General features: G+C 69.3%; 11 protein-coding genes. 3 read left to right on the top strand and 8 right to left on the bottom strand.

Translation table 11 applies throughout. From position 1 onward, the window contains the following. Positions 1–202: 202 nt before the first annotated feature. The 3 genes from ACFYL6_RS25460 (at position 203) to ACFYL6_RS25470 (ending at position 5,399) form a co-directional block, all read left to right on the top strand. Positions 203–2,008 (top strand): peptidoglycan-binding protein, encoded by a 1,806-nt coding sequence (locus ACFYL6_RS25460; protein ID WP_387174881.1) that lies wholly within the window; start codon positions 203–205, stop codon positions 2,006–2,008. A 229-nt stretch (positions 2,009–2,237) separates the two neighbouring features. After that, the gene (locus tag ACFYL6_RS25465) at positions 2,238–3,524 is read left to right on the top strand and encodes a protein kinase (protein ID WP_387174883.1); all 1,287 of its coding nucleotides are present in this window, start codon (positions 2,238–2,240) and stop codon (positions 3,522–3,524) included. A gap of 84 nt (positions 3,525–3,608) precedes the next feature. Continuing rightward, positions 3,609–5,399 carry an extracellular solute-binding protein gene (locus ACFYL6_RS25470; protein WP_387174885.1) on the top strand — a complete coding sequence of 597 codons (1,791 nt, stop codon included), beginning with the start codon at positions 3,609–3,611 and terminating at the stop codon, positions 5,397–5,399. A gap of 39 nt (positions 5,400–5,438) precedes the next feature. Here the strand turns inward: ACFYL6_RS25470 and ACFYL6_RS25475 are convergent, their stop codons facing one another. The 8 genes from ACFYL6_RS25475 to ACFYL6_RS25510 form a co-directional block, all read right to left on the bottom strand. Continuing rightward, complete coding sequence (locus ACFYL6_RS25475; protein ID WP_387174887.1) at positions 5,439–6,317, bottom strand: hypothetical protein; 879 nt, start codon at positions 6,315–6,317, stop codon at positions 5,439–5,441. 389 nt (positions 6,318–6,706) lie between these two features. Then, complete coding sequence (iolB, locus tag ACFYL6_RS25480; protein WP_387174889.1) at positions 6,707–7,531, bottom strand: 5-deoxy-glucuronate isomerase; 825 nt, start codon at positions 7,529–7,531, stop codon at positions 6,707–6,709. A gap of 44 nt (positions 7,532–7,575) precedes the next feature. Next, positions 7,576–8,760: a glycoside hydrolase family 88 protein gene (locus ACFYL6_RS25485; RefSeq protein WP_387174891.1), complete on the bottom strand. Its 1,185-nt coding sequence runs from the start codon at positions 8,758–8,760 to the stop codon at positions 7,576–7,578. Positions 8,761–8,844: 84 nt separating this feature from the next. Beyond that, positions 8,845–9,522 carry a hypothetical protein gene (locus ACFYL6_RS25490; RefSeq protein ID WP_387174893.1) on the bottom strand — a complete coding sequence of 226 codons (678 nt, stop codon included), beginning with the start codon at positions 9,520–9,522 and terminating at the stop codon, positions 8,845–8,847. A 5-nt stretch (positions 9,523–9,527) separates the two neighbouring features. Further along, complete coding sequence (locus ACFYL6_RS25495) at positions 9,528–10,424, bottom strand: carbohydrate ABC transporter permease (RefSeq protein ID WP_387174895.1); 897 nt, start codon at positions 10,422–10,424, stop codon at positions 9,528–9,530. After that, positions 10,424–11,287, bottom strand: a complete 864-nt coding sequence (locus ACFYL6_RS25500; RefSeq protein ID WP_387174896.1) for a carbohydrate ABC transporter permease — start codon at positions 11,285–11,287, stop codon at positions 10,424–10,426. Before ACFYL6_RS25500 ends, ACFYL6_RS25495 begins: the two co-directional genes overlap by 1 nt. 117 nt (positions 11,288–11,404) lie before the next feature. Next, on the bottom strand, positions 11,405–12,709 hold the full coding sequence (locus ACFYL6_RS25505; RefSeq protein WP_387174899.1) for an ABC transporter substrate-binding protein: 1,305 nt from the start codon (positions 12,707–12,709) through the stop codon (positions 11,405–11,407). A 43-nt stretch (positions 12,710–12,752) separates the two neighbouring features. Further along, on the bottom strand, positions 12,753–14,750 hold the full coding sequence (locus ACFYL6_RS25510) for a DUF2264 domain-containing protein (protein ID WP_387174901.1): 1,998 nt from the start codon (positions 14,748–14,750) through the stop codon (positions 12,753–12,755). Between the last annotated feature and the right edge of the window lies 1 nt (position 14,751).

The raw sequence follows: 14,751 nt of genomic DNA on the forward strand, positions 1-14,751 counted from the left end.
TGATGGTCGTTCCGCGGAGCGCGACGAGATGGCGCTACCCGCTCCCACCGATCACGAATCGTCGACGGCTTCTCCGACGTCGATCGTGCCGATAAGTCGCCGTACCGCACTCATCGGCGGCACCGCCGCCGCCGTCTCTGCCTTTCTGCCTACGTCACCGGCGAGCGCACGGTCGGCCCCACCGACACGTGGAGCCGCCACAATGGCGGCCGCCGACATCCAGATAGTCTCTCGCGCCCAGTGGGGAGCGAAGCCACCGGAGCCGGATCAGACGTATACCTGGATGCCCTGGCAGGGAGGCGTCGCCATCCATTACAAGGGCAACACCGACGGGTGGGATCCAGCCGCCAATCACAACGACTGCTTCGGGCAGATGCGCGAGATCCAGGACACGGGCATGGAGGGCGAGGGGACCGATATCGCGTACAACTTCGTCGTCTGCCAACACGGCGTCATTTTCGAAGGTCGCGGTATGGGAATCCGCTCGGCGGCCAACGACACAGAAACCAAGGGGGCGAACCAGGACTACTACGCCATCATGAGCCTCATCGGCTCGACGCGGTTGCCCTGGGGCTCCGACGACCAGCCGAGCGCCGCGATGCTGGCCGCCATCCGAAACCTCATCGGCCACCTGCGGCTGGTCGGCAAGGCGGGACCACGAATCAGGGGACACCGGGATCTGGCCACGACCGAATGCCCCGGAATAGCGCTCTACCAGTACGTTACGAACGGCTCGCTGGAGCCGCCGCCGATCCCGCCGAGCCCTCCGGCGCCTCTGAACACCATCCTGCGCGCCCAATGGGGAGCGCGCCCTCCCGCCGCGGTCACGCGGGTCCCCATCACGACACGTACGGGATTCACGGTCCACTATTCGGCGGGAACGAGCGCGACGACACCGCGGCAGATTCAGAACTACCACATGGACAGCAACGGCTGGTCGGACATCGGGTACAACTTTCTGGTCGATGTGGCCGGCCGGGTCTACGAGGGCCGCGGTTGGGAGGTCGAGGGCGCTCACGCGAGCGGGCACAACGTCACGCACCTCGGAGTGTGCTTCATCGGCTCCGACGGTGACGTCACACCGGCCGTGCTCCGCTCGATCCGGTCTATCTACGATCGCGCCAACGCGCTGAGCGGCAAGACCCTCGCCAAAACCTGGCATGGTGGGCTCTCGGGCAACTCGACCGCATGCCCCGGCTCCCAACTCCGCGCCTGGGTTCAGGGCGGCATGGTTTCGGACGACGTTCCCGGGATGACCGACTCTCCGCCGAGCAGCGGTGGCATGGGCGGCGGCATGACGTCCGTACGCACGGTTGCTGCCCAGCAGAAGGCGGTCAACGACGCGGGCTACTCGCCGGCCCTGGTCGTGGACGGGTTCTGGGGGCCCAAGACAGACGCCGGTGTGCGCTGGCTACAGGGTCGACTCGGCGTCACGGCCGACGGACTGTGGGGCCCGAATACGGAGGTCGCGTACCAGGCTCAGATCAACGGCAGCGCTCCCGGCGGCGGCATGTCGTCCGTGCGGCCCACGGCCTCCCAACAGCGAGCTGTCAACAACATGGGCTATTCCCCGGCCCTGGTGGTCGATGGCTTCTGGGGTCCGAGCACGGACACCGGTGTCCGCTGGCTACAGGGCCGACTCGGTGTCACCGCTGACGGCCTCTGGGGTCCCGGCACCGAGGCCGCCTACCAGGCCTACTACGACGAGGGCGCACTCCTGGCCGTCGACGGGGATTTCGGACCGGGAACCATTCGGGCCACCCAGCGCGCCCTCGGCACCACTGTCGACGGACAGTGGGGGCCTGCCTCGATCCGCGCCCTGCAAAGCCATCTGAACAACTGGAGCAATGCCGGACTCGCCGTGGACGGTGGGATGGGACCGGGCACGATCAAGGCTCTGCAGCGACACCTCAACACCATGATCGCTGCGGGACTGTCAGTCGACGGGATCTGGGGTTACGCGACCATCGCCGCACTCCAGAAAGCCTTGAACCGCGCACGGTTCTGACGACGGGCGCCCGGTTCGACCATCGAGATCGACAACGCACCGTCCCATCAACACGTCTGCGTACACGGGCGACGGCTGACCTCCAGCCCGCCGAACGAGGTCGCCGCAGGCGTCACGTCACCGTCGACCGCAACCCATGGTCGAACGTCCTCGGTCGCTGGCAGTCGACATGGCACGATGGCCGTGTCCTGCGCCGCCAGTGGCCGGGCACGACGCTGATGGAGTCGGGATGTCAGAACTGGCCGGCCCGCCGGTGCCAGGGTTGGCGAAACTGTGGACGCACGATCCGGTCACCGCCGGCCCGTACCGGCTGGTCGGCCGGCTGGGCGCGGGTGGGCAGGGGGTCGTCTACCTCGGTGAGGACGACGCCGGTGACCGGGTCGCGGTCAAGATGGTCAACGTCGATCTGAGTGATCCACGGGCGCGGTCACAGTTCGTGAAGGAGATCGCCGGCGCGCGCCGGGTGGCTCCGTTCTGCACCGCGCAGGTCCTCTTCGCCGAGGTGGACGGCGAGCGGCCCTACGTGGTCAGTGAGTTCATCGAGGGCCTGACCCTGCACCGGCACGTCCGCGAGCGGGGCCCGGTGACCGGTAACGCCCTGCACCGGCTCGCGGTCGGCACCGTCACCGCGCTCGCCGCGATCCACAGTGCCGGGGTCGTGCACTGCGACCTGAAGCCGGACAATGTGGTGCTGGGCGAGGACGGTCCCCGGGTGATCGACTTCGGCATCGCGCGGGCGTTGGGAAACACCGAGACCGCGTCCAGCCGGGTCATGGGGACCACCGCGTACATGGCTCCGGAGCGGTTCCGCAACGACGCGATCGGTCCACCCTGCGACGTCTTCGCCTGGGCCGCCACGATCGCCTTCGCCGCCGGTGGTCGGCCCCCTTTCGGCAATGATTCACTCTTCGCCGTGATGCACCGGGTGCTGCACGACGCCCCCGACCTTCCGGCGTTGCCTCCCGTTCTCGACGAGCTGATCCGGGAGTGCCTGGCCAAGGATCCGGCGGACCGGCCGGCTGCCGAGCGCGTACTGGTGCGGCTGCTCCGGCAGGACGGCAGGGTCACCGAGCCGCTGCGTCGGGAGAGCCTGCTCGAAGTCGGCAACGAGACCGCTGGCGCGCCGACACCGGACCACCCGCTGCCCGAGGTAACGCCGACGGCACCGCAGCCGCGTCCGACGCAGACGCCGACCGGGCCGACGGTGCCGACCCAGGCCCGGCCGACCCGGCCGGCACACCTGCCGGTCATGACGCAGCCGGCACACCTGCCGGTGACGGAGCCTGGCGTTCGCACTGGGGGTGGCGGCGCGTGGCGGCGGCTGCGTGGTGAGGCCCTTGACGCCTGGGGCATCTCGACCGCGCTCTTCCTCGGTTCCGTTGGCGCCGCCGCCGGCTACGTCGCGTCGAGCGCGGTCGGCGCGGCCGCCTCGGTCGGGGCGGTCGCTTTCGTCGTGGTCTACCTGGTTCGGCTGCTGGTCGCGACGACGATCGGGGGACGGTCCGACGAGGAGTGAGCGGTGCGTCGGGGTCGGGGTCGCCGACTGGCACCGGATCGATAGGTTGACTGCCACCAGCCGCCCGCCGAGGAGGACGTCCCGATGGCCCCAACCGCCAGTCGTACGCGGCAGTGGTTGCCGTACACGGCAGCCGTCACCGCCGGCCTGGTGGTCATCGCCGGTGCGTTCGTGTTCGTCCGGCAGCGCGAGGCGGGCAACGAGGGGGCCGGCACCGACTGCGCCACCACCCTCCAGGTCAACTCCTCCACGGAGAAGGCGGCGCTGCTGGTCGACCTGGCCGAGCGCTACAACCGCAGCGACCGGTCGATCGATGGCGGCGGCTGCGCTCAGGTGCACGTCAGCGCGTTGAACTCGGGCAAGGCCACCGAGGCGCTGGCCACCGGCTGGACCCACACCGGCCTGCCGCAACCACAGGTCTGGCTGCCGACGTCGAGCCTGTGGACCGGCCAGCTCCGGCTGCTCGACGAGGCCGCCGGGCGGGAGCTGCAGACCCCGGACCACTACCCGTCGATCGCGAACAGCCCGCTGGTGATCGCGATGCCGCAGCCCAAGGCCGAGCTGGTACGCCAGCGCGGGCCGCTGGGCTGGGGAGAGATCCTGGGCCTCTCCGGGCGGGACGGGTGGGCGGACTTCGGCAAACCGGAGTGGGGCCGCTTCACCTTCGGCAAGGACAACCCGAACCTGTCCACCTCCGGGCTGGCGGCGACCATCGCCACCTACTACGCGGCGGTGCAACGGGCCAGCGACCTGACCCGGTCCGACCTGGCCAACCCGGCGGTCACCCAGTTCGTCCGCCGGATCGAGGCCAACGTGTCGCACTACAGCGACGACTCGGTGGACCTGCTGCGCAGCCTCGCCGAGGCGGACCTGGCCGGCGGGGCGGGCAGCACTGACGACATGAGCGCCATCGTCCTGCAGGAGGAACTGGTGGACCTCTACAACACGGGCGCGCTGAGCCCTAGCCAGGACGGGCAGGAGCGGGGCCGCCGGCCGAACGTCCCGCTGGTCGCTGTCCACCCCAAGGAGGGCACGTTCAACCTGGACCACCCGTTCGTGGTGCTGCCCTCCGCCGATGAGCGGCAGCGCGCGGCGGCGACCGACTTCCAGAAGTTCCTGACCGAAGGCGACCAGCAGGAGAGCTTCGCCCGCCTCGGCTTCCGGGACCACGAGCGCCGCGCCTCGGCGGAGCTGCTCGCCAGCGTCGGCGCCGAGCCCACCGGCGGGCTGAACTACTTCGAGCCCCCGGACCCGGAGGTGGTCGGCGCGATGCTGGACGGCTGGAGCACGCTCCGCAAGAAGGCCAACATCCTGATCGCCCTGGACACCTCGGGGTCGATGCAGGCGAAGGTCGGCACCCGTACCCGTTTCCAGGTCGCCTCGGCGGCGGCGGGCAAGGGCCTCGCGCTGCTCAACGCCGAAGACCGGGTGGGGCTCTGGTCGTTCTCCTCGGAGACGCAGCAGCGGCCGAAGAGCCCCTACCGGGAGGAGGTCCCGCTCGGCGGGTTCGACCAGAAACGGATCAACAGCAAGATCGCCGGCCTGCACGTCGAGGGCGGCACCGCGCTCTACGCGACGGTCCGGGCCGCACACCGAGAACTGCTCGACCGGTACGACCCGCAGCGGATCAACGCGATCGTGGTGCTGACCGACGGCAAGAACGAGTACAGCCGGGACAACGACCTGGCCCGGTTGCTCGCCGAGGTCGCCCTGGACCCGCAGCGTCCGGTGAAGGTGTTCTGCATCGCCTTCGACCGGGAGTCGGACTTCGCCACCCTGGACCGGATCGCTAAGGCGTCGTCGGGCAAGGCCTTCGACGCCACCGATCCCGCCAAGATCGACGAGGCGTTCGTGAAGCTGGTCAGCAGCTTCTGACGCTCTCCCTGCCGGCACCGAGCATGGAATCCGACGCTCTCAGGCCCCGGCCGCTGACGCACGTGCCGGACCGGGAAAATCGGTGAGACCAACGACGAGCAACAGGTACGCGGTCAGCTCGACCGCCGCCGTGAGTGCCGACATCGGTTGCGGTACGGACAGCGTGGGCGTGATGGCATCCCAGGCGAACATGGCGTAGTCGCTGACTGCAAAGAGGGGCATCGGGACTGCGGCGATGCACGCGTCCATCAGTGGCAGCGCCATGAGGGCCAGCAACGCCGCGCCGATCGAGGCGAGCCGTCGACCGTGGCCGGCGAGCACCGCAGTGAGCGCCAACGCGGCAAACCCGAGGACCAGGGGCGGTAGGACCGCCGTGCTCACGGCCACCATCGTTTCGGCCACGTCGACGCCGGTCGCGTGCGGAGGCTGAGCAGCAAGGGCACGCGACGTACCAACCACGCGGACGACCGCGTACCCGGTGATCAGCGCTCCCCCCACGACAGCCGGCGCCGCCGCAGATCGACGCCAGCCGCCGCGGCGCCACGCGACGAGTAGCACCAATACCGCGGTCAACGAAGGCCAGCAGAGGGAGAGGCCCGACTCGAACGCGGACGGTGTGTCAAGACCCGAGTCGGGCACGAGCATCATCACGCCATAGCCATCGTGGTCCTGTGCGGCCGGCATCGTGCGGACCGTGTCCACGAGCGCAACCGTGAGGGCCGCCCACAGCGCCCAGCGAGAACTCGGCGATCGGCTGAGCATGGCGTAGGTAAGGAGCAGACCGATGCTCAGCACTTCGGCGTAGCGCCAAATCGGACGGGCCGTCAGGACGCCAGCAACATGGAAGGCGGCGCACGAAACCGCCACGGTCAAGAGGATCAGCCGAGGACGCACCGGCGCATCCTGCCACGCGTACATCCCGCCCATGCAGCGGCCGATGCGGCCTCCAGGCATCTCCCTTCAGGACCCGGGTCGCACCGGTGGGGGCAGGCGCTCCGCCCGCCCCACCGGCTGTGCCGTCACACCAGTCGGCGGCGGACCCACCAGAGGGAGAACAGGGACAGCACGACGGTCAATGCGACCAGCACGCCGAACTCCCGCCACTGCAGGTCCCAGAACTTCGAGCCGGCCACGTAGCTCACCTTTAGGCTGAGGTTCTGCTTCGCCAGCCACCTCGGGCACGTCTTGCGGTGACGGGACGCCGGCGGACCGCACTGGGTCGTATCGGCCGGACCGCTGAACTCGGCTCCGGTCGGGGTGATCACGGTGCCAGTGATCCGGGGCATTCTGGTGCGTGCGCAGTGTCACTACAGGCCCAGGCTCCGCAGGGTCGGTACGGTCTGGCCCACCCAGGCGAGGTCGGCGTCCTCGCGAGCACCCTGGGTGCGTTGTGTGCCGGCCAGGAACCACAGGAAATAGGTGGTGTAGCCGGGTGCGCTGACCACGGTGTGGTACCCCTCGGGCATCATCTGCATCACATGGTCACGAATGGTGACGTTCTCCTCGTACCCGTCGTCGGTGTAGACCCGGCTGATGCCGAACCCGTTCGGTGGGTTGACGCGGTAGTAGTACATCTCCTCGTGTGCGGCCTCGGCGGGTAGATCGTCGACCTTGTGCCGGTGCGGCGGGTAGGTGCTCCAGTTGCCCGAGGGCGTGTAGGTCTCACCGACGATGAGCCGGCGGGCGGGCAGGTCCGGCTGGGAGATCTCGGTGAGGATCTGGTGGTAGGTACGGCCGAAGTTCGCCGCTCCCCAACGGCCGCTCACGACCTGCTCCGGTGCGATGACGTAGGGGTCTGTGGCCAGTTCGCTGGGTGCGCTGGGTAGGGCGATCTCCACGGCGGTGACGGCTTCGATGGTGATCGAGGAGCCGGCCGGGAGGTAGACGGAGTGCGGCTTGCCGGAGAAGACGTCGGCACGCTGGCCGACCTGCGGGAAGTGGTGGTCGGCGACGGTGAAGTTGGCCGTGCCGCCGAGGATGACGGCCAGGATCTCGCGGTCACCGGACTCGCCGGTCCAGGACTCGCCTGCCGAGAGCCGCAGCAGGGTGAAGTCCAGCAGCCGGCAGGGATTGACGGGCAACGTGTTCCGGCCGTCGGCCGCGGGAATGGTGCAGTGATAGCGGTAGTCCATGGTCACCTTTCGGGATGCGGGGCGGTGCGGGTCGGTCGCGGCGGTCACCAGGGGCTGATCCAGCCGGGGACGGTGGCGCGGGTGAGGGCTTCCAGGTAGAAGTAGTCGCCCCACAGGGTTCCCTCGTCGACACCGACGCTCTTGGGCTTGTCGTAGACGCCGTGCAGGATCAGCGCGTTCGAGACCGGATGGCCGCCGGTGGAGTAGTGGTCGATGAGCGAGCGCAGGATCTTGGTGGCGGCTTTCCGGTACCTGTCGGCGCTGGCCCTGTCGGTGAGGCCGTCGGCGAGTTCGACCAGGCCGCAGGCGGCGATGGCCGCGGCCGAGCTGTCCCGCTCCTGGCCGCTGCCGTCGCCGAACTCCAGATCCCAGTACGCGACGTGGTCGTCGGGCAGGTGGGCGAGGAAATGGTCGGCGCAGGTCTTCGCGGCGGCGAGCAGCGCGGGGTCCCCGATGTGCCGGTGGTTGAGGCTGAACCCGTAGATGCCCCAGGCCTGCCCACGCGCCCAGCAGGAGTGGTCGGCGTGGCCCTGTTCGGTTTCCCCGCGCAGTGGCGCGCCGCTGTCCGTGTCCCAGTAGAAGGTGTGGAAGGTGGTGCCGTCCGGGCGCAGGATGTGCTGGCGCAGTTGAGCGGTGTGCCGGCGGGCTGCGGCGGCGTAGCGGTCGTCGCCGGTGGTCTGGCTGGCCCAGAAGAGCAGCGGCGTGTTCATGAGGCTGTCGATGATCGTGCGGCCGCGTTGGCGCGGGTCGTTCAGGTCGCCCCAGGCCTGGATGATTCCGGCGGGTTCGAGAACGCGCGTCATCAGGTGGTCGGCGGCGGCGAGAGCCGCGTCTCGGGCCTGCGGGTCGCCGGTACGACGGGCCGGGGTGACGCAGGCGAGGGTGTAGAGGAACCCGAGGTCGTGGGTGTCCAGGTCGATGCCGTGGGTCATCCGGGCCGCGAAGCTGTCCACGTGGGAGAGCGCTGCCCGCAGGTGCCGTTCGTCGCCAGTCAGGTCGTGTGCCAGCCAGAGCATGCCGGGCCAGAAGCTGGTGGTCCAGCCGACGTTGGCGCCCTCGGGCTGGCCAGCACTCGGTGGCCGGAGCGGGTAGCGGTTGGCGTCGGTGGTGTCCGCGGGGTACCGGTCGCCGAAGGTGGCGATGTTCGCATCGACCGTACCTATCGCGGCGACCACCGCGGCCGCCATGGCTGCTGCGTCGGAGCTGGGACGGACGTCGGTCGCCGTCATGGATGCTGTTCTCCCTCGTGGGTCCGGTCCGGTGCCGGGCAGGTTTGTCGTCGACGTCCCGGCTCGGCGGCCGGAACCTGGTGTTCAGGTGGTCTGAGGTGCGGTCGTCGGTGGGTCGAGCGCGGCGCGCAGGGTGAAGCGGCTGTTGGCCCATACGACGTAGAGCAGTGGCGCGGCGGCGAGGCCGAGCGCGATCGCGGGGCGGGCCACCAGGATCTGGGCGAGCAGCACGAGCACGAGCAGAGACGCGGCACTGAGGTACCACCGGCGCACCGCCAGATAGACGCAGGCACGGCCCACGTCACGCAACCGCGCGGTGGGTCGGTCGGCGATGGTCACCAGCCCGAGCAGCGTGGTCGCGGCGGTGAGGACGGTCAGGGTCGCCAGGACCGGAAGGGCGAGTGCGCCGACCCGATGGCCCCAGGCGGCGTGGGCGTCCACGGCGAGCACGACCAGGGCGGCCATGGCTGCCACCGTCCAGAGCATCGCCGGCCGGGCGGTGGCTCGCCAGGCGCGGCCGTAGGTGCGCAGCACGCCGCCGGAGTCGCCGACGGAGTAGGCGGACATGACCGCGAAGACCGCACAGAGCCCGGGCGCGCAGAGCGGGGCGGTCAGCGCGTACAGCGGCCAGGAGCGCTCCGCCTCGGTGGTGAACGCAAGCATCACCAGTGGCAGGCAACCGAGCACCAGCAGCAGGTTGCTGACGAGCGCGACGTAGACACCGTCGAAGATGGCGGTGATGGTGTTGTGGCGCGAACGCATGGACCTCAACCCTTCAGTCCGGTCGTGGCGATGCCCTCGATGAAGTGGCGCTGGCCGAGCAGGAAGATGACAGCGACCGGCAGCACTGACAGCACGGAGCCCGTCATGATCAGCGCGTATTCGGCGTTGTACTGGGAGACGAAGGTGTTCAGCCCGAGCTGGATGGTGCGCAGCTCCGGACTGCGCAGGTAGATCAGTGGGCCGAGGTAGTCGTTCCAGGTGGTCACGAACGTCAGCAGGGCCAGGCTGGCCAGCGCAGGTCGGGACAGCGGCAGCATGATCCGTCGGTAGATGCCGAACTCGCTGAGCCCATCCACCCGCGCCGACTCGCTCAGCTCCTCGGGGATCGTCTCGTAGAACTGCTTCATCAGGAACACGCCGAACGCGCCGAACGCCTGTAGCGCGACGATCGACCACAGCGTGTTCGACAACTGCAACTTCGACATGAGGATGAACTGCGGGATCATGTACGACTGCCAGGGCACCGCGATCGTCCCGACGTACGCCAGGAAGAGCGCGTTGCGGCCGGGAAAGCGGACCCGGGCGAAGCCGTAGGCGGCGAAGCTCCCCGTCACCACCTGCAGGAGGGTGACGACCACCGACAGCAGCAGCGTGTTCCCCAACCACGTCGTCATGTCCGAGCGCTGCCAGATGTCGAGGTAGTTCCGCCACACCACGGGATCGGGGAGCCAGGTGATCGGGATGGTGAAGACGTCGCTGTTGGTCTTCAACGACGCCACCACCATCCAGTAGAACGGCAGCAACAGCCCGGCCGCCGCGAGCACGAGGGCGGCGTACCCGACGAGCCGCCAGCCCCGGGACCGGACCGGTCGGCCGGGCGCGCTGCGGTTGTCGGGCGCGGCGACGGCCGGGGTGGGCAGGGAGAGGTCGGTCGCGGTCATCAGCTGTTCCTCCGCTTGTTGACCATGAACTGGACGACCGTGATGCTGAAGCAGATGGCGAACAGAACGACGGAGACCGCCGAGGCGTAGCCGAACTGGTTCTCCTCGAAGCTCTTTTGGTAGATGTACTGCGAGAGCACCAGTGTCGACTGGCCAGGTCCGCCGCCGGTCATCACGAGGATGAGGTCGAAGACCTTGAAACTTTCGATGGTGAGCAGCACGGTGACGAAGAAGGTGGTGTGTCGCAGCCCGGGGAGGGTCACGTGCACGAACCGCTGCCACGGTGTGGCGCCGTCGGTCTCGGCCGCCTCGTAGAGCTGGGCCGGGATGGTCTGCAGGCCGGCCAGGAACAGCAGCATGTAGTAGCCCATGTACCGCCAGGTGCCGACGATGATGACCGCCGGCATCGACCAGGTCGACGACGTGGTCCAGCCCGGCGCATTGTCCACCCCGACGGCACCGAGGAGAGCGTTGATCGGGCCATACTCCGGGCTGAACAACTGGTTCCAGACGATCGCGATCGCCACGATCGAGGTGATGTAGGGGAAGAAGGCGACGGTGCGGAAGAACCGCACGCCGCGCAGTTTGCGGTTGAGCAGCAGCGCCAGCCCGAGTGACGCGGAGAGGGTCAGCGGGATGTGGAAGACGGTGTAGTAGATGGTGTTGCGCAGTGCGGTCCAGAAGCTCGCGTCGTCCCACATTCGCCGGAAGTTGTCGGTGCCGGTCCACTCGGCCACCCCGAAGACGTTCCAGTTGGTGAAGGCCACGTAGAACAGCACGACGACGGGTAGCAGGGTGAGCACGGCGAAGCCGACGAAGTTGGGAAGGATGAACGACCAGCCGGCGACCGTGTTTCGCGACACCAGCCGCCGGTTCCTGGGTCTCGTGCGCGGCAATGTTGCCATAGGGAGTCTCCGGGAGCGTTCGGGATGGTGGCGGGGACCGGCGTGCGGCTCAGGCGCGCCGGGCCCGCCATCAGCTCACTGGTTGAGGACCTCGTTCTTGGCGCGGGCCTGCGCCTTGCTCAGCTCCGCGTCGACGCCCTTGCTGTCGGAGAGGATCGCCGAGTGCGTCTCGTTGAGGAGGTTCTGCAGGCCGGCGGTGTGCTTCGACACCGGGTTCTCCGGCTTGATGGTGTGCTTGGCGTAGGCGAACTTCGACAGGTCGTCCTGCGGTACGCCGTCCAGCCCGAACAGCGTCGCGGTAACCGCGTCGGTGACCTGGGCCGGGGTGATACCGATCCCGGCCAGCGCTTTGCCGGCATCCGGGCCGGCCGCGTACTGGAGGAAGGCCTTGGCCGCGGCGGTCTTGGACTTGCTGATCTTCGGGTTGATCCCCAAGCCGGTCGGGTCACCGAAGGTGACGGGTGTGGCGGAGGTGCCGGTGGTGGACTTGTCGAACTGCGGCGCCGGGGCGATCCCCCACTGGAACTTGTCGGCGTCACCGCTCTGTCGCTGGTTGAGCAGCGTGGCCACGTACCAGGTGCCCATCAGCAGCATCGCCGACTGCTGCTTACCGAACTGCGCCTGGTAGGTGAGTTTGTTGGTCTTCGCGGTGCCGAAGGTCGGCTGCGCGCCGGCCGCCTGCAGGTCCAGTGACCGCTCGTAGTACGGCTTCAGGTAGCCGAAGTCCCCGGAGAGCAGGTCCGCGTTGGGGGTCTGGGCGAGCGCGAATCCCTGCACTGTCGACTGGAAGGTGTGCTGGTAGGCGCCGGTCGCGTTCGAGCCAGCCGCCTTCAGCCCGGTGTGCAGTCGCTTCGTCGCGTCGGTGTAGTCGTCCCAGGTCCAGCTGCCGTCCGGCGGCGCCACCTTCGCCTTCGCGAACAGGTCCTTGTTGTAGAACAGCACCCAGGAGTCCTGCCGGTACGGCACCGCGTACGCCTTGCCATCCACCTGGTACGACGCGAGCGCCGGGCTCGAGCCGAGACCGGAGGTGGCGTCGGAGACGTCGAGCAGCTGACCACCGCTCTGGTACGTGTAGAAGTTCTTGAGGTTCTTCATGACGTAGACGTCTGGGGCGGTGCCGGCGGCCAGGTCCGTGATCATCTGGGTGTCGTAGTCGTTGCCTGGGGCGTACTCCTTGAGCTCCACCGTCACGTTCGGGTGGGTCGCCTTGAAGCCGTCGGCGAGCGTCTTGAACTCGGGCGTGGACGACAGGGTCCAGCCGGCCAGGGTGATGGTCACCGGGGCATTGGGGTCGACTGGTTCGTCTCCGCCCCCGCAGCCGGCGAGAACAAGCGTCAGGGCCGTCGCGGCGCTGATGACGGCCGGTATCGCACGCTTCATCCCTTTCTCCTTCGGGTCAAGGGGCCCGGACGGGCCCGCACTGCTACCAGGACGCCTGGGTGGGCCTGGCATGCTCCGTGTCCAGACGGGTCGACGTGCTGGTTCCGTCGGGCCAGTCGACTGCCAGGTGGAGGCCGTAACCGTCCTCGTCGATCACGGCCTGGCATGCCTGTCCGGCCGTGGCCACCGGCACCCTGGACAACTCGGTGAACGTGGCGACCCATGCGCGCGGCCGGACGGGGTGGTCCAGCCAGGGCACGACCAGCCCACCGGCCAGGGGCCCGCCGTGCGGAACGGCAGTGACGCCGGCCGTTCCGCCGCCGTGAACGCTCTCGAGCCAACCGGTCAGGTCGGCCCCCGTCACGACTGCCACACCGCCGCCAGCGGTGGCCGTCGCATTCCCGGCAATGGCCCAGCCGCCGATCCGTAGCCGCAGCGCAGCCGCCTCGACGCCGTCGGCGAGGCCGTCGACGCGGGTCAGACGTAGCTCCCAGGGGCCGCGGACCAGCGAATACACCGTGAGGTGCCCGGCCGGTCGGGACCGGCCCACGCGACCGCCGCCGTGATCGCGCTGACCCGGATCCGGGTCGACCCAGTGGGCGAGAGCACGTGACCCGGCCACGCCCACGCCGTCGGTGTCGACGCGAACGGTCAGCAGGCGCATGCCGGCGCGGTGGGTGACCCGGCCCGCGTCGTCGACGAGAGTGACGGACTGGTCGATCGGACTGGCCCAACCGCTGTCGTCGAGGACCGGGGCGGTGGCGGTGGAGTAGCCCAGTCGGGCGTAGAGCGGGGAATCTGAGACGGTGGCACCCTCGACGGCGTGGTCGGTGCCGTGGTTGACGACGCGGACGATGCCGTCGGCACGGGTGCCAGAGACCAGCCAGCCCGGCGCGTGTATCGCCCGCACCGCGTCCCGCTCCTCCACCGGCAGCGGCTCCTCGGAAGTGGTCCACACCGGATGGTCGGCGGGTAGCGCGATGCCGAGTAGTCCCTTGCTGGCCCAGTACGGCGAGCCCGGCCCGGAGTACGACTGCGCCAGTCGCGGCCACGGCCCGTGCCAGCCGAGGGTGAGCAGGCCTCGTTCGTCCGGGGCGCCGTTGGCGACGAAGTGACGCACGATGCGGGTGGCCGCAGCGCGCAACCGGCCGAGGCTGACCGAGGGCACGCCGGCGAAGGCGCCGACCCAGAACGGCGCCGCCGCGGCGAAGCGGTAGGTCAGGCTTCGCCCCTGGATCAACGGTGATCCGTCGGCGCCCACGAGCGCGACCGCGTCGCTCAGGAAGCGGTCGAGGCCGGCCAGATCCCGTTCGCGGCGCTGCTCGGCCAGGTCTGCGGCGCCGGCCATCCGAGCCCACAACGTCGGGTACAGGTGCAGAGCCCAGCCCACGTAGTGGTCGTAGGCGCGGTGCGGCCCGTCGGACATCCAGCCGTCCCCGCGGACGAAGCCGTCATGGGTGGTCAGGTCCTCGTTCATCTCCTCGAGCGAGTGCGGCCCGCCCACCGAACGCAGGAACGTCTGTACGACCAGCCGGAACCAGACCCAGTTGATCCGTGGGTACGTGTCGTCGCCGACCGCCGGCCGCAGATAGTCCACTACCCGCTCTCGCACCGCGGACGGCAGCCGGTCCCAGATCCACGGGCGGGTCATGTCCAGAACCAGCGCGATGGAGGCGGCCTCCACCTTGGCCTGGGGGTGCTCGTCCAAGCGCACCCAATGGTCGGGAGAGCTCGGGTCGGTGCCAGCGGCGATACCAGCCGCGTACCGGTCCACGAGCTCGTCCAAGCCCACGCCTCGGGCACCCGCGATGCGGAAACCAGCCAGCAGAAAGGTACGGGCGAAACCCTCCAGGCCGTCGACGGCCCGCCCATAACCGCCTTCCGGCCCGGGAAGGGTGACGAGGGCGTGGCCGGGCGACGCGAACGGCCGGGCGGCGGCGAGCATCCGGTCGGCGAGGGCCAACCAGTCATCCCGGCTCCAGGTCGCGGCGGTAGCGACATCCGAGTCCGCCGCCACCTGGCTGGTCGGCCCGGACGTCATC

It is taken from the genome of Micromonospora sp. NPDC007208 (assembly GCF_042869175.1).
In the GTDB taxonomy this organism is placed as follows: domain Bacteria; phylum Actinomycetota; class Actinomycetes; order Mycobacteriales; family Micromonosporaceae; genus Micromonospora; species Micromonospora foliorum.